This is a genomic window from Leifsonia sp. Soil_N53 (assembly GCF_057655165.1).
The window spans coordinates 157,408-183,425 of sequence record NZ_JBDGMM010000059.1 but is presented as its reverse complement, the minus strand read 5'-3'; the positions used below and the strand labels follow the sequence as shown (position 1 = coordinate 183,425).

Below are 26,018 nucleotides of genomic sequence, written 5' to 3'. Positions count from 1 at the left end.
CTCATCGGTCGGGGAAGGAATGCGGCAGAGCGTCGAGCACCGGCTCCAGGCGCCGCAGCCGCTCGGCCTCCAGCGCCAGGCCGGCGGCGTCACGCTGCCGCCGGAGCACGGCCACGGCGACGAGGAACGACTCGGCGTCCACCTGCGGCAGCGGCGACACGTACGGCGCCGCCTCGCGGGCGAGCTCCGTGCTCAACCCGTGCCTGGCACCGGCGGTCAGCTGCGGTGCCTGGCGTACGAACTGCGCGATCCGGCGGGAGAGCCGGTCGGGCAGCCTCCCGACATCCGCGGTCATCGCCCAGCCGGTCAGCTGCGGCGGGAGGGCGAGGGCCAGCGGTTGCGGACGGGGGACGCGTTCCAGCTGGCTGTAGGTCCCGGCCAGGAGGTCGCCGAGGCGCTTGGAGCGGGAGTTCAGCAGGCCGGTCAGCGCCGCGATCCCGCCGAAGGTCAGGAAGATCTCCAGCACGCCCGCGAGCGCGCGGATGAAGGCATGCCGGAAGCCGATCGCGCCGCCGTCGTCCCGCACGATGCGGGCGCCCACGGCCAGCCGGCCGAGCGAGCGGCCGCGGGTCAGCAGCTCCATGGCGGTCGGGAGGATCACCATCCCGAACACCAGGACGAGCACGATCAGGGCCCGCAGCAGCGCCTCGTCGAGTCCGCCGCCGGTGGCCACGATGATCAGGATGCAGCCGAACATCACGAGCATCGCGAACAGCCAGTCGATGATCGTCCCCGCCGCGCGCAGGATGTAGCTCGCCGGCTTGACGTCGAGGGTGACGGCCTCGCCCGTGATCAGCTCGCGCTCGCCGGTCGGTTGCCGACCGGCCGTCGCGGCGGAAAGCCCCCCGCTCGGGAGGAGGGGCGCGGATGCCGTCATGGCTATCATTCAAGCAGATGGATCTCGACGCATACACTGCCGCGCACAGCGCCGACTGGGAGAGGCTCTCCCGGCTGGCCCGCCGCCGTCGCCTGGACGGCCGCGACGCCGACGAGCTGATCGACCTCTACCAGTCCGGCGCAGCCGACCTGTCGGCCATCCAGACCAGCGCGGGGTCCACCGCGGTCGGGGACCGGCTGTCGGTGACGCTCGCGTCGGCGCGGCTGCGCTTCACCGGAGCGGGCTCGAACCTGTTCTCGTCGATCCCGCGCTTCTTCGCGCTGCAGCTTCCCGCGGCGCTCTACCGCATCCGCTGGATCGTGCTGGCGGTCGCGGTCGCCACGGTGATCGTCTCGACGCTCTACGCGCTGTGGATCACCGGGAACCCGGAGGTGCTGCGCAACCTGGGCGACGACGCCGACCTGAAGCAGTACGTGAACCACTCGTTCGTCGACTACTACTCCAACAACCCGGCGGCGTCGTTCGCTGGGCAGGTCTGGACGAACAACGCCTGGATCGCCGCGCAGTGCATCGCGTTCGGGATCACCGGGCTCTGGGTGCCGTACGTGCTCGTCCAGAACGCGGTCGGCATCGGCACGGCCGCCGGCGTCATGTTCGCCTACGGCCGCGGAGACGTGCTGTTCGCGTACATCCTGCCGCACGGCCTCCTCGAGCTCACCAGCGTGTTCGTCGCCGCAGCGGCCGGTCTGCGGATCTTCTGGGCCTGGATCGCGCCGGGAGCGCGCACCCGGGGGCAGGCGCTCGCCGAGGACGGCCGCGCGCTCTTCACTGTCGCGGTCGGCTGCGCAATCAGCCTGTTCGTCTCCGGGCTGATCGAGGGCTTCGTGACGCCATCGGCGCTGCCGGTCTGGGTGAAGATCGCGATCGGCGCGCTCGCCCTCGCCGCATACCTCTTCTACATGCTGTACGTCGGCCGCCGGGCCGTGCGCGCCGGCGAGACCGGCGACCTCACCGAGTTCGAGGCGGGCGACCGCCGCGTCGTCGCGGGCTGACGCCGCGCGCCGCGGTCAGAGCCGGCCGGCGGCCTTGAGCGCCAGATAGCGGTCGGCGAGGGCCGGCGGGAGGTCGGCGGGGGAGCCCGTGACCACCTCGCCGCCGAGCCGTCGCACCGCGGCGGACACCCGGGCGACGTCGAGCAGTGCGCGCTCGGCGGAGGCCGCCCGGTAGACGTCCTCGCGGCGGCTCCGCTGCATGGTCGCGGCCTCCGTGTCGGGGTCGGTGACGCTCGCCACCAGCACGAGGTGCTTCCTGGTGAGCTGCGGCAGCACCGAGAGGAGGCCCCGCGAACCGCCAGGGGCGTCGAGCGAGGTCAGCAGCACCACGAAGGATCGCTGGCTGGCGAGCGCGCCGACCTGCGCCGGCACCGCCGACCAGTCCATCTCGATGAGCGCCGGCTCGATGCCGGCCATCGTGTCCACCATCCGGGACAGCAGCTCGGCGCCGGTCGCCCCGTGCACGCGGCCGCGGACGACGCGGTCATAGGCGAGCAGGTCGACACGGTCGCCGGCCCGGCTGGCGAGGGCCGCGAGCAGCAGCGACGCCTCGAACGCGGTGTCGATGCGCGGCTCGTCCGCGATCCGCGCCGCCGACGTCCGGGCGGTATCGATCACCAGCACCACCCGTCGGTCGCGCTCCGGCCGCCAGGTGCGCACCATGACGCGGGCCCCACGGCCTCCGGTCGGGTCGTGCCGGCGCGCCGTCGCCCGCCAGTCGATCGAGCGCACGTCGTCGCCGCGCACGTACTCGCGCAGCGAGTCGAACTCGGTGCCCTGGCCGCGCAGCATCACGCTGGTGGCGCCCTCCAGCTCGCGGAGCCGGGCGAGCCGGGAGGGGAGGTGCTTGCGCGACGTGAACGGCGGAAGCACGCGGATCCGGCCGGGCGCCGCGAGCGTGGCCTGCCGCGCCCAGAGCCGCACCGGCCCCCAGGCCCTGACCGTGACCTGCTCCACGCGCCGCTCGCCGCGGCGCCACGGTGTCAGGGACACGACGACGCGTCGCCGCTCGCCGGGCGGGATGCTGATGGCGGTCCGCGTCGGCTCGGCTCCCGCGGACGGCTCCCAGGCGTCCCGGAGCACGCCGCGCAGCGTCCGCGTGCCGGTGTTCGTGACGAACAGCTCGCTGGTGGCCGCCGCGCCGAGGCGGACGCGCGCCGGAAGCTCCCGCCCCAGCCGGAGCCGCCGCGGCGAGGCGGCCAGCGCGAGGTCCACCGACCCGAGCAGCAGGCACAGCAGCACCCACCCTCCGAGCGCGATGTACGCGAGCCCCGCCTGGCCGCCCAGCAGCACGACAGGGATCGCGCCCAGCGCGAGCAGGGCGACGAAACGTCCGGACACGGTCATCGGCGGCGCTTAGATCGGGACCTGGACCTGCTGGACGATCGAGCGCAGCACGGCGTCCGCGCCCACGCCCTCCAGCTCCGCCTCGGGGCGCAGCTGGATGCGGTGCCGCCAGACCGGGATGAGCATGGCCTGCACGTGGTCGGGCGTGATCGAGTCGTAGCCGGACAGCCACGCCCAGGCCTTCGCGGCGGCGAGCAGCGCCGTCGTGCCGCGCGGGCTGACCCCGAGGCGCACCGACGGGCTGCGGCGGGTCGCGCGGGCCAGGTCGACGATGTAGGCGAGCACGTCGGGGTTGGCGCCGACCGCCGCGGCGGCGGCGCGTGCGGCCTCGAGCTGCCGGGCGTCGAGCACCGGCGTCACCCCGGCGCCGGCCAGGTCGCGCGGGTCGAAGCCGGCGGCGTGCCTGCGCAGCACTTCGACCTCGGCCTCGCGCTCCGGGACGTCCAGGGTGAGCTTGAGCAGGAAGCGGTCGAGCTGGGCCTCCGGGAGGGTATAGGTGCCCTCGTACTCGATCGGGTTCTGGGTGGCGGCGACGATGAACGGGTCCGGGAGGCGGCGGCTGACGCCGTCGACGCTCACCTGGCGCTCCTCCATTGCCTCCAGCAGCGCGGACTGGGTCTTCGGCGGTGTGCGGTTGATCTCGTCCGCCAGCAGGATGTTCGTGAACACCGGGCCTTCGCGGAAGACGAACCCGCCGGTCTGCGCGTCGTAGACGAGCGAGCCGGTTACGTCGCCCGGCATCAGGTCAGGCGTGAACTGGATGCGCGTCGTCGACAGCTGCAGAGCCTCGCTGAGCGAGCGGACGAGGAGGGTCTTCGCGACGCCGGGCACGCCCTCCAGGAGCACGTGCCCGCGGGCGAGCAGCGCGATGATCAGGCCGGTCACCGCGCCCTCCTGGCCGACGACGGCTTTGCCGACCTCGGCCCGCACCCGCGCGAGGGCGTGCCGCAGCTCGGCCGAGCCGGCCGGCGGCGGCGCTGAGGCGGCGCCCGGTGCTGCCGGGGCGGACGGGGTTCCGGTCGTGAGGTCGGTCATGGTTCCATTCTTCCGGTCGTTCGCGGGGTGTGCGGCGAGGCGGCGTCGGCCGTTGCGCGTTCGAGTTCGGCCAGCCGGTCCGAGAGCTCGACGAGCTCGCGGTCGCTGGCGGGATGCTGTTCCAGGAGCAGGTAGAGGATGCCGCCGTGATCGCGGCCCGTGAGGGCGGCGACGGCGTCGGCCACCTCCTCCGTGGTCGAGACGCGCGGGAGGCCGACCAGGGCGGCGAGCCGGCCGATCGCGCCGATGCGGAGCGCGTCGGCGGCGCGGAGCCGCGCCGACGACCGCTGGTACAGGCGCGCGCGGCCCTCGCGCGTCTCGCCCGCGCGCACGACCACGGGGAGGTGCTCGACGACCAGCGGGCCGAACCGGCGGCCGCGCCAGACCGCGGCGGCGACGAACACCAGCGTCAGGAGCAGGAGGACCGGCGTCACCCAGCCCGGCGTCAGCGACGCCAGGTCGGCCGGCCCGGTGACCGGGCGGTCGAGCAGGCCGGGCAGGTACCACACGAGCGTGCGGTGCTCGCCGAGGAGGCCGAGGCCGAGCGCCGCGTTGCCGAGCCGGTCCACGCCGTCGTTCATGAGCACGGCGGCCGAGCCGAGAAGATAGACCGTGCGGCCGTCGTAGGTCGTCTCCACCAGCGAGGCCCGGCCTCCCGACCCCTCGAAGCACGCGGTCGCGTCGCCGGTCGCGCGGAAGCTGCCGGGCGAGGAGGAGTCCTTCGTGTTCGCGGTGGCACGCGGGTCGATCCGGACGGCCCGCTCCGCGACGGGCAGATCGCAGCCGGCTGTGGCCGTCGAGCCGGGGTCGCCCGCGGCGTGGACGCCGGGCGCGAGGGCCTGCAACGCGGTGAAGCCGGGCTCGACGAGCACGATGGTGCTCGCGATCGAGCTGAGCTGGTCGTAGCCGTCCCGGTCGAGGTTGCCGCTGGGGTCGAAGACGAGCACCGTGCTGTCGTCGCCCGCGGCGTCGCGCACCTCGCCGAGCGTGCCCGCGGTGCGCACGGTCACGCCCTGCCGGCCGAGCACCTGGGCCAGAGCCTTGCCGCCCGCGGGGCCCGGGTTGGTGGCGCTCAACGGGTCGCCGCCGACCGAGCCGCCGCCGTTGACCAGCACGCCGGAGAGCCCGACGAGCACGGCGATGACGCCGAGGACGATCCACGGCACGGCGCGCCGCGCGGTGCGGCGCACGGTGGGGGAGACCGCCGGCGCGTCGGCCGGGCCCGGCTCGTGCGCGGGAGGCCGCTCGGTCTCGGGTGCGAGGGCTCCGGTCATGCGATCACGGCCTCCCGGGCCGGCCGCAGCCGCTCGAGGTCCCCGTCGAGGTCGAGGAGCTGCCGGTAGCCGGCCTCGGAGCCGGGTCGGTCGAGGTAGCGCACCTCGTCGAACGTCCGCGCGGCCTGCCGCAGCCCGGCCGCCTGCGCGGGAGCGGCACGCGACGCCTGCGCGGCGAACTCGGTCGCGGTGGTGCCGGGGTGCACGTCCACCAGCGTGCGCTCGTGCAGCGCGACCGCGATGGCGCGGAACTGCTCTTCGATCGCGAGCGGCCAGTCCGCTGCGCGGGCGGCCTCGGCGGCCGAGCGCCGCAGTTCCTCCGCGGAGCGCGCGTCGCCGGCCCCGAACAGCGCCCGCGGGGCTGCCGCCGTCCGACGGTTGATCCGGGGCAGGCCGAACACGAGGAAGGCGACGACGATGAGGGCCGCGACGATCAGCACGACCACGACGAGGAGCACGGGCCCGGCGTCTCCGGTCGGCCCGTTGAGCAGGGAGGCGAGCCAGTCCTGCACCGTCTTGGAGGCGATGTCGAACCAGGTCGGCTTGGCAGCCTGATACTCGGGCTTGGCGAGTTCGTTGCGGATCCAGTCCTGCGCCTGCGGCGAGCTCGGATCGACGGGGATGTCGAAGCGCACGCTCACGCGCCGGGCCAGGTCGCGGCCGGCGCGGTCGCTCCCGGCGCGGGCTGCGTGTACGGATCCGGGAGGTCCTGACCGGTCTGGCGGGCCTCCACGAAGCGCACCAGCTCCAGGTCGAGGCCTTCCTTGCGCATCCGGAGGTCGATGTAGATGAGGCCGAGGGCGGCCGACTGCACGACGCTGCCGATGGCGCCGACGATCGCGCCGACGATCGCCGACAGCCCGTTCACCCCGAGCTGGCTGACGATGAGCTGGCTGTACGAGTTCGGATCGCCGGAGCTGAGGGAGGTCGGCGCGAAGATCCCGCCGAGCATCCCGCCGATGATCGCGAACGGGATCGAGATCACCTGGGTCACCGCGTAGATGATCGCCGCGATCAGGAAGATGAGCCCGAACGTGCGCCAGAAGTAGCCGACGGTGAGCCGCCACGAGCGCGGGATGGCGTTCCGCAGAGGCAGCCGCTCGATCACGAGCGCGCTCGGCACGAGCGAGAGCTTGGTGTTCAGCCAGATGTACAGCCCGAGGAGGCCGAGGGCGCCGCCGATGCCGGCCAGCACGCCTCCGATGATGCCGGCCGTGCCGCCCAGCGCGGCCAGGGCGACGACGACGGCCACCACGAGCGCGAGGGCGAGGAGCCAGCCGAGCGAGAGCAGGAAGGTCCAGCCGATGAGCGCGCCGAACCGGGAGCGGACGCGCTCCCAGAGCGCCCGGAACGTCAGCTTCTCGCCGAGGGTTTCCCGCGACACCTCGGTGACGACGATGCCCTGCAGCAGCGCGCTGAACACCGTCGAGATGACGATGGCCAGCACGCCGAGCACGATCGTGCCGCCGACCGCCCCGGCCTCGATCGTGCCCCGGTCGGCGGCATCGGCGTTGCCGATCCGGGAGACCAGGAGGTACACGCCGCCGCCGATCAGGGCGGTGACGACGATGGCGGGGATGCCCTGGAGCAGCAGCGCCGCCCCGACGGTGATCTTCGGATTGCGGCGCAGCGCCTGGAACGGCGCGCCGAGCAGCGTTCCGAAGCCGAGCGGTCGCAGCGGGATCAGCCCCGGCTTGGGCGGCGGGGCCCAACCGGGCTGGGCGCCGTTCGTGGCGTAGGGCTGCTGCCAGCCGGGCTGCTGCCAGCCGGGCTGCTCGTTGCCGTAGGGGTAGCCGCTCTGCTGCGGGTATCCCTGCTGTGGGTAGCCGGGCTGCTGTGGGTAGCCGGGCTGCTGGGGGTATCCCTGCTGCGGGTAGCCGGGCTGCTGCGGATAGCCGGGCTGCTGCGGGTATCCCTGCTGCGGGTATCCCTGCTGCGGCGCATACTCCCCATACCGCGGCGGCTCCGGAGCCGCCTGGCCGGCCGCGTCGCCCGCCGGCCCGGCCGCCTGCGCTCCAGGCGTCGAACTCTCAGCCCCCGAGCCATCCGCCCGCGGCTCCTCGGCCGCTCCCGGTGCCCGCCAGGTCTGGTCGTCGCTCACGCCGTGCCTCTCATCCCCCGTCTGATGCGGTGCTCCCATGCTGGCACATCCGCCCCCCCGAGCGATGCCCCGCCCACAGGGCACGTGGGCGACCCGTTCATCCACAGTCTCGACCTGCACACAGCCGGCATCGGGCCGTCATACAAGGCTCGTGCAGCCTCCTCGACTACGCTGGACCCGTTACTGCTGCGGCGATCGCCGCCCGAGAGGGGTTCAGGGGAATCTTCGGACATGACTAGTCGCATCCTGGTGGTCGACGACGACACCGCCCTGGCCGAGATGATCGGCATCGTGCTCCGCACCGAGGGATTCGACCCCGTGTTCTGCGAAGACGGCGCGCAGGCGCTCGACATCTTCCGCACCGCGAGGCCCGACCTCGTCCTGCTCGACCTGATGCTGCCCGGCCTCGACGGCATCGAGGTGTGCGGCCGCATCCGCGCGGAGTCCGGCACGCCGGTCATCATGCTGACCGCCAAGTCCGACACGGCCGATGTCGTCAAGGGCCTCGAGTCCGGTGCAGACGACTACATGGTCAAGCCGTTCAACCCCAAGGAGCTGGTCGCGCGCATCCGCACCCGGCTGCGCCCCGCACCGATCAGCCCGCCCGCCGAGCAGCTGCGCGTCGGCGACCTCGTCGTCGACGTCGCCGGCCACGAGGTGCGCCGCGGCGACTCCCGGATCGCGCTCACCCCGCTCGAGTTCGACCTCCTGCTCGCCCTGGCCTCCAAGCCGCAGCAGGTCTTCACCCGCGAGATGCTGCTCGAGCAGGTCTGGGGATACCACTACAAGGCGGACACGCGCCTGGTGAACGTCCACGTCCAGCGCCTGCGCGCCAAGGTGGAGAACGACCCGGACAACCCGAAGATCGTCATGACCGTGCGCGGGGTCGGCTACCGCGCAGGCGCGGCGACCTGACCGGGAGGCCGCGATGCGCTTCCGGTGGCCCGACAGGGAGTGGTGGCGGCAGGTGCCGTCCACCCTGGCGAGCCTGTGGCGGCGCTCGCTGCAGTTGCGCACGGTCGCGATCACGCTGCTCCTGACCGGCGTCGCGATCCTGGTCACCGGGGTCTACATGGCGCTCAGCATCAGCAACGACCTCTACCAGTCCCGGCTCGACCAGGCGCTCCGCGACTCCAGCCGGGCGACCACGGCCGCGCAGACGACGCTCAACGCGTCGGACATCTCGTCGGGCGACAGCGGCAAGAACCTGCTCAACTCGACCCTGCAGTCGGTGCAGGCGTCGACCTCCAGCCGGCTGATCGCGGCCTACCGGGTCCCCGGCCAGGACACCAGCGTGCTCGCACCTCCCGACCGCGGCAGCCCCGCGCTCAACCCGGTCATCTCCCCGGAGCTGCGCACCGCCGTGGAGAACGGCGGGACCAAGCAGTTCTACCAGTCGGTCGCACTGCCGGCGACCTCCGACTCCACGGACCCCGGAATCGTCGTCGGCACCCAGCTCACCCTGCCGTCGTACGGCCGGTACGAGCTCTACATCGGCTACAACCTGCGGGACTCCGAGAGCACCCTGCTGTTCGTGCAGAACACGCTGCTGCTCGCCGGGATCGCGCTGATCGTCCTCATCGGCGCGATCACCTGGCTCATCGTGCGGTTCGTCGTCGAGCCGATCCGGGTGGCCGCGCGCACCAGCGAGCGCCTCGCCGCCGGCGACCTCGCCGTGCGCATCCCCGAGAAGGGCGAGGACGTCTTCGCCTCGCTGGCCCGTTCGTTCAACGGGATGGCGGACAGCATGCAGAGCCAGATCAACCAGCTGGCGACGCTCTCCCAGCTCCAGCAGCGGTTCGTGTCCGACGTGTCGCATGAGCTGCGCACGCCGCTGACGACCATCCGGCTCGCGGGCGACGTCATCTACGACCAGCGCGGCTCGTTCCCGCCGGCGACCTCCCGCACGGCCGAGCTGCTGCACACCCAGATCGAGCGGTTCGACCGCCTGCTCTCCGACCTGCTGGAGATCAGCCGCTACGACGCCGGCTCGGTCGCGCTGGATCCGGAGCCCACCAACCTGGTCCGGCTCGCGGAGGAGGTCGTCGACGAGCTGCGCACGCTCTCCGAGCAGAACGGCTCCGAGCTCAGGCTCGAAGCGCCGGGCGGCTACTTCGACGTGGGCATGGACCCCCGCCGCATCCGCCGCGTCGTGCGCAACCTGATCGGCAACGCGATCGAGCACGGCGAGGGAGCTCCGGTCGTGGTGACTGTCGACAGCAACGAGACGGCGGTCGCGCTCGCGGTCCGGGACTACGGCATCGGCATGAGCCAGCAGGACGTCAACCACGTCTTCGACCGGTTCTGGCGTGCGGACCCATCCCGCAAGCGCACCCTCGGCGGCACCGGGCTCGGCCTCGCCATCTCGCTGGAGGACGCCACGCTGCACTCGGGATGGCTCCAGGTCTGGTCGATGCCCGCGCAGGGGTCGTGCTTCCGGCTGACTCTGCCGCGGTTCGCCGGCAAGGGCATCATCGCCTCGCCGCTCCCGCTGCCTCCGGTCGACGCCGGCACGAAGCCGGTGCCGCCGGAGTCGTCGGAGCCGGACGACACCGGAGCGCTCGACCGTGTCGCGCCGGCTCTCGGCTCGGCGCCGCTGCCCGGAAGCGAGGCGCGCGCATGATCCGCCGGACCGCGCGCGGCCTCGCCGTCGCCGTCGCCGCGGCGCTCGCACTGGTGCTGGCGGCCTGCGCGAGCCTCCCGGACGCCGGCCCGGTGCGACAGGGCGGACCGGTCGCGCAGGTCAACGACCAGCTCGACCTCGACTTCAACCCTTCGCCGCCGGAGAACGGCGCGACGCCGCAGCGGATCGTGCAGGGCTTCATCGACGCCGCCTCCAGCCCCAAGAACAACTTCGGCATCGCCAGGGAGTACCTCACCCGGTCGATGGCCGCCTCCTGGAACCCGGACGAGTCGGTGACGGTGGACGACGGCCGCAGCCGCGCCTTCGACCACACCGGGACCCAGTGGTCGGTCGACGTCACCCCGGTCGCCAACGTCGACAGCGTGGGCACGTACCACCCCGTCGCGAGCACCGCGCCGGTCGGGCTCAGCTACGAGGTGGCCAAGGAGAACGGCCAGTGGCGCATCTCCGTCGCCCCGGACGGCGTCGTCATCGACGATCCGACCTTCCGGGCCGTCTTCAGCCAGCAGACGCTCTACTTCTACAGCGCCGACTACTCCTACCTCGTGCCGGACGCGCGCTGGTTCCCCGCCAGAGTCGCCACGGCCGCGACGCGCGTGGCGAGCGCGGTCCTCGCCGGGCCCGCGAAATGGCTGACCGGCGCCGTCACCAACGCCTTCCCGCAAGGAACGCAGCTCGCGGTCCCGGCGGTCACGACGTCGAACGGCGTCGCGCACGTCGACCTGAGCTCCGAGGCGAGTCAGGCGGACCAGCTGCAGCTCCAGCGGATGCAGCTCCAGATCGAGCAGAGCCTCGGGTCGCTGGCGTCGTCGGTGCAGCTCTCGATCGAGGGCAACCAGCAGCAGGTCGCGCCGTTGCCCGACGGGTCGGTGCCGCTGCAGGACCCGCCGGTGGACTCGCACGCCGTCGTCTACCGCGGCGAGTCGTTCGGCCTCCTGAACGGCTCGACCATCACGCCGTTGAGCGGGCTCAGCGACAAAGTCGTGGCGCTCCAGCCCTCCGCGGCGACGGTGGACGCCGCGCGCGACGAGGTCGCGGTGCTGTCGCACGGCGCCGCGGTGCTCGTGCGCAAGTCCGGCGAGCCGGTCCGCGTCGACGCGCGTGCCGGTCTGATCGCGCCGGCGCTCGACAACCAGGGCTGGCTGTGGAGCGTTCCGGCCGCGGCCCCGAACGCCCTCCAGGTCGCCGGGTCGAACGGCCAGCCGCACGCCGTGAAGGTCGACTGGCCCGGCGCGGTCGGCATCGTCGCCCTGGCCGTGTCGCGCGACGGGACGCGCGTGGTCGCCGTGCTGCGCACGACGACGGGCTACTCGGTCGTGGCCGCGGGCGTCGTCCGCGGGTCGGACGGGCTGCCCACCTCCCTCACGGCGCCGATCGAGCTGAGCATCGGCGACGGCGTCCCGAACTCGATCGCCTGGACGGGCGAGCTCACGGTCGTGGTGCTCAGCGCGACCAACGGCGATGCGACCGGGATCGCCGAGCAGACCATCGGAGGCACCACGTCGACCACGACCGGTCCGGCGACCGGGCGAACGATCGTGGGCGCGGGAGGGCTGTCCCGGTATCTCGTCCTCGCCGCCGACGGGACGCTGCAGGCGCCGACGGGGAGCGGGTGGCAGACGCAGACCGACAAGGTCGGCGCCGTCGCGGTGCAGCTCGGGCAGCCCTGACCGGAGGCCCGGTCGGGCTGTTCGCGGTGGGCTTTCCTCCACAGCGGAGTGCGATCCGGCGGTTCTCCACGGATTCGTCCGTCCGGGCCGGCGGTGGCGGCCTCGCCGCGAGGCTGGATGCATGACGATCACCACTGGTTCCCTCCGTTCCGGCCCACGCCGGGTCTTCCGCGACGCGATGCTGGACGCCGCCGCCGTGCTGCTTCCCGTCCGCTGCGCCGGATGCTCCGCTCCCGACCGCTCGCTCTGCGCCGACTGCACGCGCGCACTGGAACCGGATCCGCTCCGGCATTCGGTCGCCGGGGTGCAGGTGTGGTCGTCGCTCGACTACTCAGAGGTGCCACGAGCCGTGCTGCTCGCCTACAAGGACGGCGGCCGGGTGGATGCGGCCGGAGCGCTCGCCCGTACGTTGCGTCCGGCCCTCGCCGCGGCGGCACGGCCGGCGGACTCCGCCGATCGGCGCGTCCGCGACAGGCGCGCGGGTGGGGCGGGCGTGGTCCCCGTCCTCATCCCGTCGACGCGCGCCGCCTGGCGCCGCCGCGGCTACCACCCGACCGGGATGGTGCTCGCCCGGTCCCGTGTCCTCGCGCCTCCGCTCTGGCGCGCGCTCCGGCTGACACGGCAGACGGCGGACCAGGCCGCGCTCGGCAGTGCGGCGCGCGCAGGAAATCGCGCGGGCAGCATGGTCGCGTCGCGGCGGCTGCGCGGTCGGCGCTGCGTGATCGTCGACGACATCGTTACGAGCGGGGCCACGATCGCCGAGGCCGCGCGGGCGATCACCGCGGCCGGCGGTTCGGTCTGCGGCGCCGCGACCGTCGCGCGCACGCGATTGCGGCGGCGATGACCGGCCCCGCGGCTCACCCAGCGAACGTCCAGCGGAATCGTGGAATTCACCCGTCGATAACGGTTCCGTTACGTGCGGGGGCGCACTACGGTAGTCGAAAAGGCGAGAGCGATCCGCCCTTCGTGATCCGGGCGGACGTCACGCCGGATCAGGGAGGTCTCCATGGACATCAACATCGTCGGACGCAACCTGGGAATCACTGATCGCTTCCGCGAATATGCGACAGAGAAGGCCGACAAGGTCTCCCATCTCGCCGAGCGGGCAATCTCCTTCGAGATCAAGGTCAGCAGGCACAACGAGAAGCTGGGATCCCAGAACGGCGACGACCGGGTCGAGCTGACCCTGGTCGGACCGCGAGCGGTGGTCCGGTCCGAAGCGACCGGGACCGACAAGTACGCTGCGTTCGACATCGCGCTCGGGAAGCTTCTCGAACGTGTGAGGAGGGCCAAGGACAGGCGCAAGGTGCATCGCGGACAGCATCGGCCGACCTCCCTGCGGGAGGCGAGCACCGACGGGTTCAGCGCGGTCGGGCTCGCGGCGGCACCGGTGTCGGTGCTCGACCAGGTGCGCACCGGGAGCGTCCCGGTCGTGGCCGACGAGGCGACGGAGGGGGCGGAGGCTGAAGAGGAGTACAGCCCCGTCGTGATCCGCCAGAAGGTCTTCGCGAGCATCCCGATGACGGTCGACGACGCCCTCTACTACATGGAGCTGGTGGGCCACGACTTCTATCTGTTCGTGGATCAGGAGACCAAGCGGCCGAGCGTCGTGTACCGCCGCAAGGGCTGGGACTACGGCGTGATCGCCCTCGACGACGAAGCGGACGAGTTGCAGGAGGTCGCCACGGCCAGCCGCAAGCTCGGCTGACCGCACTCGCAAGGCGCGCCGATGGCGTGCGCCCGGGCGGCGCACACCATCGGCGTCACCTGACTCTGCGCCTGCCTCCACCATGCTCGCAGCGCCCTCCCAGGGACTGCGGGACGCGCTCCGGGGCTGACCAAGTACGATGTTCTCTATCGTCGGCGGAGTATGCCGTGCGGCGTGCGCCCGCCGTGGCGCGGGCATCATCGGCCCGACCGAGCAAAATGGAGTGCATCAGTGGCCTCAGTTCTTGAAAAGGTTCTCCGCGTCGGCGAGGGACGAACCCTCCGCCGCCTGGAGGCGTACGCGAAGGCTGTCAACGCCCTCGAGGACGACTTCAGCGAGCTGACCGACGACGAACTCATGCACGAGACCGTCGAGCTGCGCGAGCGCTACAGCAACGGCGAGTCGCTGGACGACCTCCTCCCCGAGGCGTTCGCCGCCGTGCGCGAGGCGTCCAAGCGGACGCTCGGCATGCGCCACTTCGACGTGCAGATCATGGGCGGCGCCGCCCTCCACCTGGGCAACATCGCCGAGATGAAGACCGGTGAGGGCAAGACGCTGGTGGCCACCACCGCGGCGTACCTCAACGCCATCACCAGCCGTGGAGTGCACGTCATCACGGTCAACGACTACCTGGCGAGCTACCAGTCCGAGTTGATGGGCCGCGTCTTCCGCGCCCTCGGCATGTCGACCGGCGTCATCCTCTCCGGCCAGACCCCGGAGGAGCGCCGCGAGCAGTACGCCGCCGACATCACCTACGGCACGAACAACGAGTTCGGCTTCGACTACCTGCGCGACAACATGGCGTGGCAGGCGAGCGACATGGTCCAGCGCGGCCACTACTTCGCGATCGTCGACGAGGTGGACTCCATCCTCATCGACGAGGCGCGCACCCCGCTCATCATCTCGGGCCCGTCCTCCGGCGAGGCCAACCGCTGGTTCAACGAGTTCGCCAGCCTCGCCACCCGCCTCACGCCCGAGGTCGACTACGAGGTCGACGAGAAGAAGCGCACGGTCGGCGTGCTCGAGCCGGGCATCGAGAAGGTCGAGGACTACCTCGGCATCGACAACCTCTACGAGTCGGCGAACACCCCGCTCATCTCGTTCCTCAACAACGCGATCAAGGCCAACGCCCTGTTCAAGCGCGACAAGGACTACGTCGTGATGAACGGCGAGGTGCTCATCGTCGACGAGCACACCGGTCGCATCCTGGTCGGCCGCCGCTACAACGAGGGCATCCACCAGGCGATCGAGGCCAAGGAGGGCGTGGAGGTCAAGGCCGAGAACCAGACCCTCGCCACGGTCACGCTGCAGAACTACTTCCGCCTCTACAAGAAGCTGTCCGGCATGACCGGTACCGCCGAGACCGAGGCGGCCGAGTTCATGAGCACGTACAAGCTCGGCGTCGTCCCGATCCCGACCAACAAGCCGATGCAGCGCAAGGACCAGCCGGACCTCGTCTACAAGAACGAGAAGGCGAAGTTCGACCAGGTCGTTGAGGACATCGCCAAGCGGTACGAGAAGGGCCAGCCGGTCCTGGTCGGCACGACGAGCGTCGAGAAAAGCGAGTACCTCTCGCGCCTGCTCGCCAAGAAGGGCGTGCGCCACGAGGTCCTCAACGCCAAGAACCACGCACGCGAGGCGGCGATCGTCGCCCAGGCCGGCCGGCTCGGCTCGGTCACGGTCGCCACGAACATGGCCGGCCGCGGTACGGACATCATGCTCGGCGGCAACGCCGAGTTCATCGCCGTCGCCGAGATGAACTCGCGCGGCCTGTCGCCGGTCGAGACGCCGGACGAGTACGAGGCCGAGTGGGAGGCCGTCTTCGACGAGGTGAAGTCCAAGGTCAACGAAGAGGCCGAGAAGGTCATCGAAGCAGGCGGGCTGTACGTCCTCGGCACCGAGCGCCACGAGTCGCGCCGTATCGACAACCAGCTCCGCGGCCGGTCCGGCCGCCAGGGCGACCCTGGCGAGAGCCGGTTCTACCTGTCCCTGACCGACGACCTGATGCGCCTGTTCAACGCGGGCGCCGCCGAGAGCCTGATGGGCCGCACGAGCGTCCCCGAGGACATGGCGATCGAGTCCAAGGTGGTCAGCCGCGCCATCCGCAGCGCGCAGTCGCAGGTGGAGGCGCGCAACGCCGAGATCCGCAAGAACGTCCTCAAGTACGACGACGTCCTCAACCGTCAGCGCGAGGCGATCTACAGCGACCGCCGCCACATCCTCGAGGGAGACGACCTGCACGAGCGCGTGCAGAAGTTCCTCACCGACGTGATCGACGACATCCTCGACCAGCACACCGGCGAGGGCAGCGGTGACGACTGGGACTTCGACGCGCTGTGGGCCGAGCTGAAGACGCTGTACCCGGTCGGCGTGTCGATCGACGAGGTCATCGCCGAGGCGGGCAACAAGGGACGCATCAACCGCGACTTCATGCGACGCGAGATCATGTCGGACTCCAAGATCGCCTACCAGAAGCGCGAGGAGTCGATCGGCTCCCCGGCGATGCGCGAGCTGGAGCGCCGCGTGGTGCTCTCGGTCATCGACCGCCGCTGGCGCGACCACCTCTACGAGATGGACTACCTCAAGGACGGCATCGGCCTGCGGGCGATGGCGCAGCGCGACCCGCTGGTCGAGTACCAGCGCGAGGGCTACGCCATGTTCCAGCAGATGATGGGCGCCATCCGCGAGGAGACCGTCGGCTTCCTGTTCAACCTGGAGGTGGAGGTCAACCAGGCCCCGGACGAGATCGCGCCGGCAGTGGCCGCCAAGGGCCTCGACCGCTCCGACTCGGAGGTCCGCCTCAGCTACTCGGCCCCGGGCGAGCAGGGCGACGTCGAGGTCCGCAACCAGCGCGGCCAGCTGGAGAAGGCGGCCACCGACCGCGCCCAACGCGCCCAGCGCCAGACGGCACCGGCCCAGTCGGCACCGCCCGCGCAGGGCGCGACGCAGCGCGGCGCCTTCGGCCAGCGCGTCGACGACTCGGACGAGGCCCCCGTGAACCGCGCGGAGCGCCGCGCGCAGGCGAAGCGCCGCTGAGCGCGCGGTGAGCGTGCGGAAGCGCTGAGCAAGGGCATCCGGAACGGCGGAGCGGTCGATGACCGCTCCGCCGTTCGTCGTCTCGGGCGGATGGCGTCGGGCCACCGCTACAGCACGGTGATCGCCGTCGCTCGCCAGCGCGTCCGGTGGCGCTCCAGCCGCAGGGCCACCGCCCTGGATCGGGTCGGCTGGTGGATCATGACGACCGCCTCGATCACCGAGTCGCAGAGTCGGTTGAGGAGGGGCTCGCCGACCCGGACGCGGGGGCGGCGGGCGTCGTCGCCCGTGGCCTCCCGGGATCGTGCGGCGATGACCGTGCGGCGCAGCAGTTGGATGAAGACGGCGTCGTTGACCCAGCGGCCCAGCTGGTCGAGCGGGCGGGCGCCGGCCAGGATCTCGATGACGCAGAGCGCGAGCGTCGCGCAGAGGAGGCGGGCGTCCTCGCCGATGCCCGAGTCCGCGCGCAGTCCCGCGTCGCCTGCGTCGAGCTCGGCGTCGAGCCCCGCGTCCAGGTCGGCGTCGATGGTTCGAGGCTCGAAGCCCGCGGCGGCCGAGCCGGGAGCCGCGTCGGTTCCCGAGGGCGGCGCGAGCCGGGGCGATGGCACGAGGCGGAGCGGCGGCCTGACGGCGGTGGGCCGCCCCGTCGCCGACCGTTCGGTCAGCGTCCGCGCCGTCGTCGGCCGTTCCAGGACAGGGGAGAGGAGTGCGTTCATGGCTGGTGGTGCTCGATTCTTTCTCGTCGACAGGTTCGTCGGTGCGTGCTGAACACTCAATCAGCGCGCCTCGGGGGTGGTCCAGGGTCTGAACGCGGGTGTGGACAACCGGTGACGTGCGGTCTGTCTATAGTGGGGGAGTGTCGACGCTCAGTGATCTCGTCAATGCCCAAGGTCGTTCCTCCGAGGCGGACGTGGAGTGGCTGCACAGCCTGGTCGGCGACTGGCAGCTCCTCGCCGACCTCGCCTTCGCGGACATCGTGCTCTGGGTGCCGACGACCGACGACGACTTCGTCGCCGTCGCGCACGCCCGGCCCTCGAGCGCGGCGACCCTCTTCTATCGCGATTTCGTCGGGCAGCGGATCAAGCCCGAGTGGCGCCAGCAGGTCACCGACGCGTACCGGACGAAGCAGATCATCGATACCTCCGCCCCCGACTGGTACGAGGAGACGCCGACGCGGGTCCGTGCCGTCCCGGTGATCCGCCGGCTCAGCGTCCACTCGCCCCAGACCGCGGACGAGCCGGTCGCCGTCATCACCCGGCACACCAACCTCAGCGAGGCGCGCACCCCCAGCCGTCAGGAGCTGACGTTCAACGACTGCGCCAACGACCTGTTCGCGATGATCGCGTCCGGTGACTTCCCCGACCTGGGTGCACCAGCCGCCCCCCGCCGCGGGGCCCCGCGCGCCGCGGACGGGCTGATCCGGCTCGACGTCGACGGCATCACCACCTTCGCCAGCCCGAACGCGCTGAGCGCCTTCAACCGGATGGGCTTCACCGGCGAGCTGGAGGGCGAGTCGCTCGCGACCGTGACGACCAAGCTGCTCGCCGGCACCATCACGGTGGACGAGTCGCTTCCGCTCGTCGTCACTGGACGCGCGCCCTGGCGCACCGACGTCGAGGCGCGCGGGGTGACTGTGTCGCTGCGGACCATCCCGATCCGTAACCGCGGCGAACGCGTCGGCGCGATCGTGCTCTGCCGCGACGTGTCCGAGCAGCGGCACCAGGAGCGGGAGCTCATCACCAAGGACGCGACGATCCGCGAGATCCACCACCGGGTGAAGAACAACCTCCAGACGGTCGCCTCGCTGCTCCGGATCCAGGCGCGCCGCACCCACTCGGAGGAGGCACGGGAGGCGCTCAGCCAGGCGATGCGCCGCGTCGCCGCGATCGCGGTCGTGCACGACACGCTGTCGACCGGCCTCGCCCAGATCGTGGACTTCGACGACGTCTTCGACCGCGTGCTGCTGCTGGTGGCGGAGGTCGCCGCCAGCCACACCACGACGGTGCACCCCAAGAAGTCGGGCACGTTCGGCTCGCTGCCGAGCGAGTACGCGACCCCGCTGGCGCTCGCGCTGACGGAGCTGGTCACGAACGCGGTCGAGCACGGCCTCGCCGGCCGCGAGGGCCAGGTGGAGATCGTGGCGAACCGGACCGAGGAGTCGCTGACAGTGAAGGTCGTCGACAACGGCTCCGGACTGCCGGAGGGCAAGGTCGGCTCAGGGCTCGGCACGCAGATCGTGCGCACGCTCATCCAGGGCGAGCTCGGCGGCGCGATCGACTGGCACACGATGATGGGCCAGGGCACCGAGGTGACCATCGAGGTCCCGCTGCGCTACCTCACCAGCGTCTGACCCCCTCAGCAGGTGGGCGGACGCGAAAAACGCCGAGGGGCGCTTCCGGACGATGATGTCTGCTAGGTGTTCGGAAGCGCCGCCTCGGCGACGATGATGCTGTGTTTCGGGAGTGCGGTATTTCGGGAGTGCTGCGGAGCGGGAGTCAGGACGCCCGGCGCGCACGAGCGGCGCGGCGCTTGAGAGCACGGCGCTCGTCCTCGGACAGTCCTCCCCAGACGCCGGAGTCCTGTCCGGTCTCCAGGGCGTACTGCAAGCAGATCTCGGTCACGGTGCAACGCGCACAGACCGCCTTCGCCTTGTCGATCTGATCGACCGCGGGACCCGTGTTTCCGACGGGGAAGAACAACTCGGGGTCCGCGGTCAGGCAGGCGGCTTTGTCGCGCCAATCCATGAAGATATGCTCCTTGTTCGCTGGATGTTTCCTGGCCCGAGGGGGCCTAGAATGCTGGTAAGCAGCCGCGTTACAGGGTTCTTCAGATCCATGGGGAATGAGACCTGCCCACCACCCTGTGAGCACTAACTCGGCCTTGAATATGCTCCCATAGCCATTGATCCGGATCAATAGTTTTGTATGGGATAACGCTGTGAACACTCGCTTGAAACGTCAGGATGCTATAGTGCCCGATCCCGCCGATCCGCACCCGTCGGCGCCCGGCGCCCCTTCGCGCACCCGGCCCCCGCTGCTGATCGTACTCGCCGTCATCCTCGCGCTCGAGGCCGTCCTCGTCACCGGGCTGGCGGTCTGGCTGCTGTACGAGCTCCTCACGGTGACACCGGCGTCGTACACCACGGCGATCGCCATCACGATCCTGGTCGCGCTCGGCGCCGCGTGGCTGATCCTCACACTGGTCGGCATCCTCCGGCTGCACGCCTGGGCGCGGGCGTCCGCCGTCACCATCCAGGTCCTGATGATCGCCGTCGCAGTCGGCAGCTTCCAGGGTCTCGTCGCCCGGCCCGACGTCGGCTGGGCCCTCCTCGTCCCCGCGGTGATCGCGGGCGTCCTGGCGCTCGCGCCGTCCGTCGTCCGGGCGACGGCACGCCGCGAGGAGGACGGCACGGAGCACGATCGCAATACGCGGACACACGAATAGCGTGAACCGGGAACAAGGCGCAGACTCGCTCTGTTATGCCCGATATCGTGACTGAACTCTCCGCTCCGGCCCTCGCATCCGCGTCCGCTCTCGCCTCCGAATCGACCATCGAGGCCGCCCAGAACGGCTACGCCGACTGGCGCGCCTGGCGTCTCGCCTCGGTGGCCGCGCCCACCGGCAACCTGGCGCTCATCGAGACCCGTTGGCTTCCCGACGGCGACGAGACCACTCCGGAGCAGGCCCTCGCCGGCCACCCGGCGACGGTCACGGCCACCGAGCTGAGCCGTCGCAACCTGGACACCGGCGCCCCGGAGCGCGGCATCCGGCTCTGGGACGCCGCATCGCCCGCGATCCGCGCGTTCGAGACGATCGACGCCTTCCCGTTCGACCCGTCCTGGATCGTGGAGGCCACGTTCACCCCCGTGAGCGACGCGCGCACCATCCCGTTCGAGCACATCCGCGACAACGGTCTCACCCGCGAGCTGGTCGTCCCCGGCGACATCACGTTCGAGCGCGAGGGCGTCGAGTACACACTCAGCGCGTTCGACGACGACGGCACGCTCCTGCTGGTGTTCGGCGACCCGACCAACGGCGCCGAGGGGCCGAACGGAACCTACGCCTCCGGCCGTTTCCTCTTCGTCACGCGCGACGGCGACCGCGCCGTCCTCGACTTCAACCGCGCCTTCGTCCCGCCGTGCGGCTTCTCGGACCAGTACAACTGTCCGCTGCCGCCGCGGAACAACCGCTTCCCCGTCCCCGTCACCGCGGGCGAGAAGCGCGTCGTGCTGCGCGACGGCGCCGCGCACTGAGCTCCGGCTCCCCTCGAACCTCACTCCCCGAACAACCCCCACTCCACACAGCACAGGAGAACTCCCTTGAGAAAGACCCCCCTGCTCGCCACGATCGCGATCGGCATCGCCGCGTCCCTGGCGCTGGCCGGCTGCTCCGGCGCCTCGTCGTCGGCCTCCGGCGGCGCCGACGCGTCGATCGCGGTCGGCTCGCTCTACGAGCCCGTCAACCTGGACAACACCGCCGGCGGCGGCCAGGGCGTCACCGAGGCTTTGAACGGCAACGTCTACGAAGGCCTGTTCAAGCTCACCGACGACGGCAAGGTCGAGCCCCTGCTCGCGACGAAGTACACGACGAGCGCCGATGGACTCACGTACACGTTCACCCTGCGCGACGGGGTGAAGTTCCACTCCGGCAAGCCGCTCACCAGTGAGTCGGTCAAGACGAGCATCGAGCGCGTGCTGGCGGATGACTCCCAGTCGGCGCGCAAGTCCCAGCTCGCCGTCATCTCGGGCATCAAGACCCTGGACGACAAGACCGTCGTGATCTCGCTGAAGTCGCGCTCGATCTCGCTGCCGTACAACCTCAGCTACGTCTGGATCTACGGCCCCGGCGTGAAGAACTACAAGACGGCGGAGGACGGCACCGGCCCGTACACCCTCGGCACCTGGAAGCGCGGCAGCTCGCTGAGCCTCGAGCGCTGGAGCGGGTACTGGGGCGCCAAGGCGAAGAACAAGGAGGTCGTCTACGACTACTTCACCGACGCCAGCGCCCTCTCGAACGCACTGCTGACGAACCAGGTCGACATCGTCACCAGCATCCAGAGCCCGGACTCGCTGACCCAGTTCGAGGGCAACAAGGACTACACGATCAGCAACGGCAAGTCGACGACCAAGGAGCTCCTCGCCTTCAACGACAAGGTCGCGCCCTTCAACAACGTGGACGTCCGCAAGGCCGTCTACTCGGCGATCGACACCAAGAAGCTGCTCAGCTCGATCTGGGGCAAGTACGGCACGCTCATCGGCTCGATGGTCCCGCCGAGCGACCCCTGGTACGAGGACCTCACCAAGGTGAACCCGTACGACACCGCGTTGGCGAAGAAGGAGCTGGCCGCGGCCGGCCTCCCGAACGGCTTCACGTTCACCCTGGACACGCCGACCTACGACCCGCACCCGGCGGTCGCGGAGTTCCTGAAGAGCGAGCTCGCCAAGGTCGGGGTGACTGTGAACATCAACTCCATCTCGGCCGACCAGTGGTACACCAAGGTGTTCAAGAACCACGACTTCACGGCGACCCTGCAGGAGCACGTCAACGACCGCGACGTGGTCTGGTACGGCAACCCCGACTTCTACTGGGGCTACGACAACCCGCAGGTCACCGCGTGGGTGAACGAGGCCGAGCAGGCCTCCACCACCGCCGAGCAGACGGCCAAGCTCAAGCAGGTCAACGAGCAGATCGCCAAGGACGCAGCCAGCGCGTGGCTGTACCTCTACCCGCAGATCGTGGTGGCGTCGAGCTCGCTGAGCGGCTACCCGGTGAACGGGCTGAACTCGCAGTTCTACGCATACGACATCGTCAAGAAGTAGTCCACAGGACCACCGTCTAGACGAGTCGTCCACCGATGCTCGGGAGGCCCGCACGGGGCCTCCCGAGCATCTAGTCTGAAATGGCCATGACCTCCTATCTCCTCCGCCGCACCGCGTTCCTCGTGGTGTCCCTGCTGCTGGCGATGGTCGTGCTGTTCTTCCTGCTCCGCGTGCTGCCGGGCGACCCTGCCAACGCGCTGCTGTCGGCCAGTGCGACGCCGGAGCAGATCAAGGCGGCGCAGGCGCAGGTGGGCAGCAACCTGCCGCTGCCGGAGCAGTTCGTGAACTGGTTCGGCGCCCTCCTGACCCTGAACCTCGGCCAGTCGTTCATCACGTCGCTGCCGGTGGGGCCGGAGATCGCCTCGCGGCTCGCGGTGACCATCCCGCTCACGCTGATGGCGTTCGTGCTCGCGCTGGTCCTGGCGCTGCCGATCGGCTTCGTCGCCGCCTGGAAGGCCGACCGCTGGTACGGTCTCGTGCTGTCCGCCTTCTCGCAGCTCGGCATCGCGGTGCCGGTGTTCTGGGTGGGCATCCTGCTCGTCGACGCCTTCGCGGTGAACCTGCGCTGGTTCCCGTCGGGCGGCTTCCCGCGCGACGACTGGGCCGACCCGGCGTCGGCGCTGCAGTCGCTCGCGCTGCCGGTCGTCACCATCGCCATTGTGATGAGCGCGTCCATCTCCCGGTACGTCCGGAGTGCGACGCTCGACGTCATCGGCAGCGACTACCTGCGCAACGCCCGCGCGCTCGGCTCCGGCTTCGGGCGGGCGATGTGGCGGCACGGGCTGCGCAACGGCGCGGTGCCGGTCATCTCCATCCTCGGCATCGAGCTGGCGACGACCTTCCTCGGCGCGGTCGTCGTCGAGAGCGTCTACACGCTGCCGGGTCTCGGCAGCATGCTGCTCACCGCGATCCAGCAGCACGACTATCCCGACATCCAGGGAATCCTGTTCGTCTCGACGCTGCTGGTGCTGATCGTCGGCTTCGTGGCCGACATCGTCCAGCGGCTGATCGACCCGCGCCTGCGGCAGAGCATCTCGGGCAACCGATGAGCGCGGTGGTGCAGCAGGCGGCGCAGACGGCGCCGGACCCGCGCGAACGGACGCGGCGCCGCGCCCGCCGCTCGGTGACGCTCGGCATCGGCCTGACCCTCGTCGGTCTCGTCGTGCTGGTCGCCGCGCTCTCGTTCGTCTGGCTCCCGTTCTCCCAGGGGGACACCTCCGGAGGCCGCTTGCAGCCGCCGGACGGCACGCACTGGCTGGGCACCGACCGGTTCGGGCGCGACCTGACGACGCAGCTCATGATCGGTGCGCGCATCGCGCTGACCGTGGGTGTCGGCGCCGCGGTCATCGGCGCGATCATCGGCGTCACCATCGGGATGCTGGCCGCGTTCGCCACGCGCTGGCTCGACGACACCATCTCGGCGGTGCTCGACATCATCATCGCCTTCCCTGTGCTGCTGCTCGCGATGCTGATCGTCGCGGCGCAGGGCGCCTCCCTCGGCACGGCCATCCTTGCCATCGGCCTGGCGATGTCCGCGGTGGTGGCGCGACTCACCCGGGTGCTGTCGAAACGCGTCCTCGCGATGCAGTACGTGACGGCAGCGCGGACTTCCGGCACGTCGTGGGGAGGGGTCGTGTCACGGCACGTCCTCCCGAACATCTGGCCGACTCTCGGGGTGAACCTGGCGCTGCAGTTCGGCGTCGCCGTGCTCGCCGAGGCGAGCCTGTCGTACCTCGGACTCGGCGCGCCGCCGCCCAATGCGTCGTGGGGCCGGCTGCTGCAGGAGGCGCAGGGGACGGTCGCGGTCGCCCCGGTGGGCGCCATCGCGCCCGGTGTCGCCCTCGTCGTCCTGGTGGTCGGCGTCAACCTGATCGCGGACGGCCTGCGGGACGTCGCCGACCCGACGCGGAGGAGGTCGCGATGATCCTCGACGTGCAGAACCTCGGCGTGACGGCGCGGGACGGGTCGCCGCTGGTGTCGGACGTCTCGTTCCGGCTCGCTGCGGGGGAGCGGCTGAGCCTGATCGGGGAGTCCGGGTCGGGCAAGTCGCTGACCTCGTTCGCGATCACCGGGCTGCTGCCGGACGGTCTGACGGCGACCGGCAGCGTGGAGCTCGCGGGCGTGCAGGTGATCGGCGCCAAGGAGCGGACGCTGGTGCCGCTGCGCGGGAGCACCGCGTCGACGGTCTTTCAGGAGCCGCTGACCGCGCTCGACCCGCTGATGCGCCTCGGTGCGCAGGTGGCCGAGCCGCTGCGCCGGCACCTCGGGCTGCGGGGCGCCGCGCTGCGCGACGCCGTTCACACCGCCCTCGACGAGGTGCGCCTGCCCGAACCCGAGCGGATCGCACGCGCCTACCCGCACGAGATCTCGGGAGGCCAGCGGCAGCGTGTCGCCATCGCGGCTGCGCTCGCCTGCCGGCCGCAGCTGCTCATCGCGGACGAGCCCACCACCGCGCTCGACGTGACCGTGCAGGCGGAGATCCTGGCACTCCTCGACTCCCTGGTGGCGGAGCGGGGGATGGCGCTGCTGTTCGTCAGCCACGATCTCGCCGTGGTGTCGCGGATGGCCGAGCGCGCCCTGGTGCTGCGCTCCGGCCGCGTCGTCGAGGAGAGCACGATCGAGCGCATCCTGACTGCTCCGGCCGACCCGTACACGGCCGCGCTCGTGCGCAGTGCACGCGAGCTGGACGCCGCCCTGGAGGCGCGATGACCGACGCCGTCCTCGAGCTCCGCGACGTGGGCTTCCGCTACCGCCGGGCGAACGCCTCGGCGCTGGATGGCGTCTCGTTCGCCGTCGAATCCGGACACAGTGTCGGGCTGGTGGGTGAGTCGGGCGCAGGCAAGACCACACTGCTGTCCCTGCTCCTCGGGCTGGCGAGCCCGACCTCCGGCGCTGTGCTGTTCGACGGGAGGCCGCTCGACCGGGGCGACCGCGCCCTGATGCGCGAGTTCCAGCGCAGCGTGCAGACCGTCTTCCAGGACCCGTATTCGTCCCTCGACCCCCGGCAGAGCGTCGGCAGGATCGTGGGCGAGCCGCTCGCCTCCCTCCGGATCGCCTCCGGCGCGGACGCCCGTGCCCGCGTCGCCGACGCGCTCCGCGCTGTCGCCCTGCCCGAGGATGCGGCGACCCGGTATCCGCACGAGTTCTCCGGCGGCCAGCGTCAGCGCATCGCGATCGCCCGGGCGATCGTCTCGCGGCCGCGGGTCCTGCTCGCCGACGAGCCGGTCAGCGCGCTCGACGTGACGACGCGCATCCAGATCATCGAGCTGCTCGGCGAGCTCGCCGAGCAGGAGGGCATGACGGTGGTCATGGTCTCCCACGACCTCAGCGTCGTCGCGACCCTCTGCGAGCGGACTGTCGTCCTGCGCGCCGGCCGCGTGGTGGAGCAGGGCGCGACCCAGGAGGTCCTCGGCGCCCCGCGCGACGCCTACACGCAGCGCCTCATCGCGTCGGTGCCGCGGCTGCCCGCCTGAGCCGGCGGCCGCGGCGCTCGCGGC

At 71.2% G+C, this 26,018-nt stretch carries 23 protein-coding genes; 15 read left to right on the top strand and 8 right to left on the bottom strand.

The window, feature by feature from the left end; genetic code table 11:
• Position 1 precedes the first annotated feature (1 nt).
• Positions 2–877, bottom strand: coding sequence for an RDD family protein (locus tag AC3A3H_RS10245; protein ID WP_487614455.1), 876 nt, complete (start codon positions 875–877; stop codon positions 2–4).
• Between the two features lie 17 nt (positions 878–894).
• On the opposite strand from AC3A3H_RS10245, the gene AC3A3H_RS10240 reads away from it, so the two are divergent.
• Entirely contained in the window at positions 895–1,890 is a 996-nt protein-coding gene (locus AC3A3H_RS10240; protein WP_487614454.1) for a stage II sporulation protein M, read from the top strand.
• Positions 1,891–1,905: 15 nt separating this feature from the next.
• Here AC3A3H_RS10240 and AC3A3H_RS10235 read toward each other — a convergent pair whose 3' ends face one another.
• From AC3A3H_RS10235 to AC3A3H_RS10215, 5 genes are read right to left on the bottom strand one after another with little or no spacing between them, the layout of a single operon-like run.
• A complete protein-coding gene (locus tag AC3A3H_RS10235; RefSeq protein ID WP_487614453.1) occupies positions 1,906–3,237 on the bottom strand; it encodes a DUF58 domain-containing protein in 1,332 nt (443 codons plus the stop codon).
• A gap of 9 nt (positions 3,238–3,246) precedes the next feature.
• Positions 3,247–4,272 carry an AAA family ATPase gene (locus AC3A3H_RS10230; RefSeq protein ID WP_487614452.1) on the bottom strand — a complete coding sequence of 342 codons (1,026 nt, stop codon included), beginning with the start codon at positions 4,270–4,272 and terminating at the stop codon, positions 3,247–3,249.
• Positions 4,269–5,546: a DUF4350 domain-containing protein gene (locus AC3A3H_RS10225; RefSeq protein WP_487614451.1), complete on the bottom strand. Its 1,278-nt coding sequence runs from the start codon at positions 5,544–5,546 to the stop codon at positions 4,269–4,271. The genes AC3A3H_RS10230 and AC3A3H_RS10225 overlap by 4 nt, the downstream gene beginning before the upstream one ends.
• On the bottom strand, positions 5,543–6,187 hold the full coding sequence (locus AC3A3H_RS10220; RefSeq protein WP_487614450.1) for a DUF4129 domain-containing protein: 645 nt from the start codon (positions 6,185–6,187) through the stop codon (positions 5,543–5,545). Before AC3A3H_RS10220 ends, AC3A3H_RS10225 begins: the two co-directional genes overlap by 4 nt.
• A complete protein-coding gene (locus AC3A3H_RS10215) occupies positions 6,184–7,647 on the bottom strand; it encodes a hypothetical protein (RefSeq protein ID WP_487614449.1) in 1,464 nt (487 codons plus the stop codon). The genes AC3A3H_RS10220 and AC3A3H_RS10215 overlap by 4 nt, the downstream gene beginning before the upstream one ends.
• Before the next feature lie 231 nt (positions 7,648–7,878).
• On the opposite strand from AC3A3H_RS10215, the gene mtrA reads away from it, so the two are divergent.
• The 6 genes from mtrA (at position 7,879) to secA (ending at position 16,705) form a co-directional block, all read left to right on the top strand.
• Positions 7,879–8,562, top strand: a complete 684-nt coding sequence (gene mtrA / locus AC3A3H_RS10210) for an MtrAB system response regulator MtrA (protein ID WP_487614448.1) — start codon at positions 7,879–7,881, stop codon at positions 8,560–8,562.
• 13 nt (positions 8,563–8,575) lie between these two features.
• Positions 8,576–10,270 (top strand): MtrAB system histidine kinase MtrB, encoded by a 1,695-nt coding sequence (gene mtrB / locus AC3A3H_RS10205; protein ID WP_487614447.1) that lies wholly within the window; start codon positions 8,576–8,578, stop codon positions 10,268–10,270.
• Positions 10,267–11,961: an LpqB family beta-propeller domain-containing protein gene (locus tag AC3A3H_RS10200; RefSeq protein ID WP_487614446.1), complete on the top strand. Its 1,695-nt coding sequence runs from the start codon at positions 10,267–10,269 to the stop codon at positions 11,959–11,961. Before mtrB ends, AC3A3H_RS10200 begins: the two co-directional genes overlap by 4 nt.
• Positions 11,962–12,082: 121 nt before the next feature.
• The gene (locus AC3A3H_RS10195; RefSeq protein WP_487614445.1) at positions 12,083–12,805 is read left to right on the top strand and encodes a ComF family protein; all 723 of its coding nucleotides are present in this window, start codon (positions 12,083–12,085) and stop codon (positions 12,803–12,805) included.
• Positions 12,806–12,967: 162 nt separating this feature from the next.
• Entirely contained in the window at positions 12,968–13,669 is a 702-nt protein-coding gene (gene hpf / locus AC3A3H_RS10190; RefSeq protein ID WP_487614444.1) for a ribosome hibernation-promoting factor, HPF/YfiA family, read from the top strand.
• 231 nt (positions 13,670–13,900) lie between these two features.
• On the top strand, positions 13,901–16,705 hold the full coding sequence (secA, locus tag AC3A3H_RS10185; RefSeq protein WP_487614443.1) for a preprotein translocase subunit SecA: 2,805 nt from the start codon (positions 13,901–13,903) through the stop codon (positions 16,703–16,705).
• Between the two features lie 107 nt (positions 16,706–16,812).
• Here the strand turns inward: secA and AC3A3H_RS10180 are convergent, their stop codons facing one another.
• Positions 16,813–17,418: an Rv3235 family protein gene (locus AC3A3H_RS10180; protein ID WP_487614442.1), complete on the bottom strand. Its 606-nt coding sequence runs from the start codon at positions 17,416–17,418 to the stop codon at positions 16,813–16,815.
• 140 nt (positions 17,419–17,558) lie between these two features.
• Here AC3A3H_RS10180 and AC3A3H_RS10175 point away from each other — a divergent pair, with 140 nt between their 5' ends.
• A complete protein-coding gene (locus tag AC3A3H_RS10175) occupies positions 17,559–19,052 on the top strand; it encodes a sensor histidine kinase (protein WP_487614441.1) in 1,494 nt (497 codons plus the stop codon).
• Positions 19,053–19,197: 145 nt separating this feature from the next.
• Here AC3A3H_RS10175 and AC3A3H_RS10170 read toward each other — a convergent pair whose 3' ends face one another.
• On the bottom strand, positions 19,198–19,446 hold the full coding sequence (locus tag AC3A3H_RS10170) for a WhiB family transcriptional regulator (RefSeq protein ID WP_018190103.1): 249 nt from the start codon (positions 19,444–19,446) through the stop codon (positions 19,198–19,200).
• Positions 19,447–19,672: 226 nt separating this feature from the next.
• On the opposite strand from AC3A3H_RS10170, the gene AC3A3H_RS10165 reads away from it, so the two are divergent.
• The 7 genes from AC3A3H_RS10165 (at position 19,673) to AC3A3H_RS10135 (ending at position 25,994) form a co-directional block, all read left to right on the top strand.
• Positions 19,673–20,146: a hypothetical protein gene (locus tag AC3A3H_RS10165; RefSeq protein ID WP_487614440.1), complete on the top strand. Its 474-nt coding sequence runs from the start codon at positions 19,673–19,675 to the stop codon at positions 20,144–20,146.
• Positions 20,147–20,181: 35 nt separating this feature from the next.
• Positions 20,182–20,955 carry a DUF1684 domain-containing protein gene (locus AC3A3H_RS10160; protein ID WP_487614439.1) on the top strand — a complete coding sequence of 258 codons (774 nt, stop codon included), beginning with the start codon at positions 20,182–20,184 and terminating at the stop codon, positions 20,953–20,955.
• A 66-nt stretch (positions 20,956–21,021) separates the two neighbouring features.
• Positions 21,022–22,521 (top strand): ABC transporter substrate-binding protein, encoded by a 1,500-nt coding sequence (locus AC3A3H_RS10155; RefSeq protein ID WP_487614438.1) that lies wholly within the window; start codon positions 21,022–21,024, stop codon positions 22,519–22,521.
• 86 nt (positions 22,522–22,607) lie between these two features.
• The gene (locus AC3A3H_RS10150) at positions 22,608–23,570 is read left to right on the top strand and encodes an ABC transporter permease (RefSeq protein ID WP_487614437.1); all 963 of its coding nucleotides are present in this window, start codon (positions 22,608–22,610) and stop codon (positions 23,568–23,570) included.
• A complete protein-coding gene (locus AC3A3H_RS10145) occupies positions 23,567–24,445 on the top strand; it encodes an ABC transporter permease (RefSeq protein ID WP_487614436.1) in 879 nt (292 codons plus the stop codon). Before AC3A3H_RS10150 ends, AC3A3H_RS10145 begins: the two co-directional genes overlap by 4 nt.
• Entirely contained in the window at positions 24,442–25,230 is a 789-nt protein-coding gene (locus tag AC3A3H_RS10140; RefSeq protein ID WP_487614435.1) for an ATP-binding cassette domain-containing protein, read from the top strand. Before AC3A3H_RS10145 ends, AC3A3H_RS10140 begins: the two co-directional genes overlap by 4 nt.
• A complete protein-coding gene (locus AC3A3H_RS10135) occupies positions 25,227–25,994 on the top strand; it encodes an ABC transporter ATP-binding protein (protein WP_487614434.1) in 768 nt (255 codons plus the stop codon). The genes AC3A3H_RS10140 and AC3A3H_RS10135 overlap by 4 nt, the downstream gene beginning before the upstream one ends.
• The last annotated feature ends 24 nt before the right edge of the window (positions 25,995–26,018 follow it).

Bases quoted from the DNA above. Each gene is read 5' to 3' on its own strand.
- AC3A3H_RS10245 (WP_487614455.1), bottom strand. From the start codon at position 877: ATGACGGCATCCGCGCCCCTCCTCCCGAGCGGGGGGCTTTCCGCCGCG.
- AC3A3H_RS10240 (WP_487614454.1), top strand. From the start codon at position 895: ATGGATCTCGACGCATACACTGCCGCGCACAGCGCCGACTGGGAGAGG.
- AC3A3H_RS10235 (WP_487614453.1), bottom strand. From the start codon at position 3,237: ATGACCGTGTCCGGACGTTTCGTCGCCCTGCTCGCGCTGGGCGCGATC.
- AC3A3H_RS10230 (WP_487614452.1), bottom strand. From the start codon at position 4,272: ATGACCGACCTCACGACCGGAACCCCGTCCGCCCCGGCAGCACCGGGC.
- AC3A3H_RS10225 (WP_487614451.1), bottom strand. From the start codon at position 5,546: ATGACCGGAGCCCTCGCACCCGAGACCGAGCGGCCTCCCGCGCACGAG.
- mtrA (WP_487614448.1), top strand. From the start codon at position 7,879: ATGACTAGTCGCATCCTGGTGGTCGACGACGACACCGCCCTGGCCGAG.
- mtrB (WP_487614447.1), top strand. From the start codon at position 8,576: ATGCGCTTCCGGTGGCCCGACAGGGAGTGGTGGCGGCAGGTGCCGTCC.
- AC3A3H_RS10200 (WP_487614446.1), top strand. From the start codon at position 10,267: ATGATCCGCCGGACCGCGCGCGGCCTCGCCGTCGCCGTCGCCGCGGCG.
- AC3A3H_RS10195 (WP_487614445.1), top strand. From the start codon at position 12,083: ATGACGATCACCACTGGTTCCCTCCGTTCCGGCCCACGCCGGGTCTTC.
- hpf (WP_487614444.1), top strand. From the start codon at position 12,968: ATGGACATCAACATCGTCGGACGCAACCTGGGAATCACTGATCGCTTC.
- AC3A3H_RS10180 (WP_487614442.1), bottom strand. From the start codon at position 17,418: ATGAACGCACTCCTCTCCCCTGTCCTGGAACGGCCGACGACGGCGCGG.
- AC3A3H_RS10170 (WP_018190103.1), bottom strand. From the start codon at position 19,446: ATGGATTGGCGCGACAAAGCCGCCTGCCTGACCGCGGACCCCGAGTTG.
- AC3A3H_RS10160 (WP_487614439.1), top strand. From the start codon at position 20,182: ATGCCCGATATCGTGACTGAACTCTCCGCTCCGGCCCTCGCATCCGCG.
- AC3A3H_RS10150 (WP_487614437.1), top strand. From the start codon at position 22,608: ATGACCTCCTATCTCCTCCGCCGCACCGCGTTCCTCGTGGTGTCCCTG.
- AC3A3H_RS10145 (WP_487614436.1), top strand. From the start codon at position 23,567: ATGAGCGCGGTGGTGCAGCAGGCGGCGCAGACGGCGCCGGACCCGCGC.
- AC3A3H_RS10140 (WP_487614435.1), top strand. From the start codon at position 24,442: ATGATCCTCGACGTGCAGAACCTCGGCGTGACGGCGCGGGACGGGTCG.
- AC3A3H_RS10135 (WP_487614434.1), top strand. From the start codon at position 25,227: ATGACCGACGCCGTCCTCGAGCTCCGCGACGTGGGCTTCCGCTACCGC.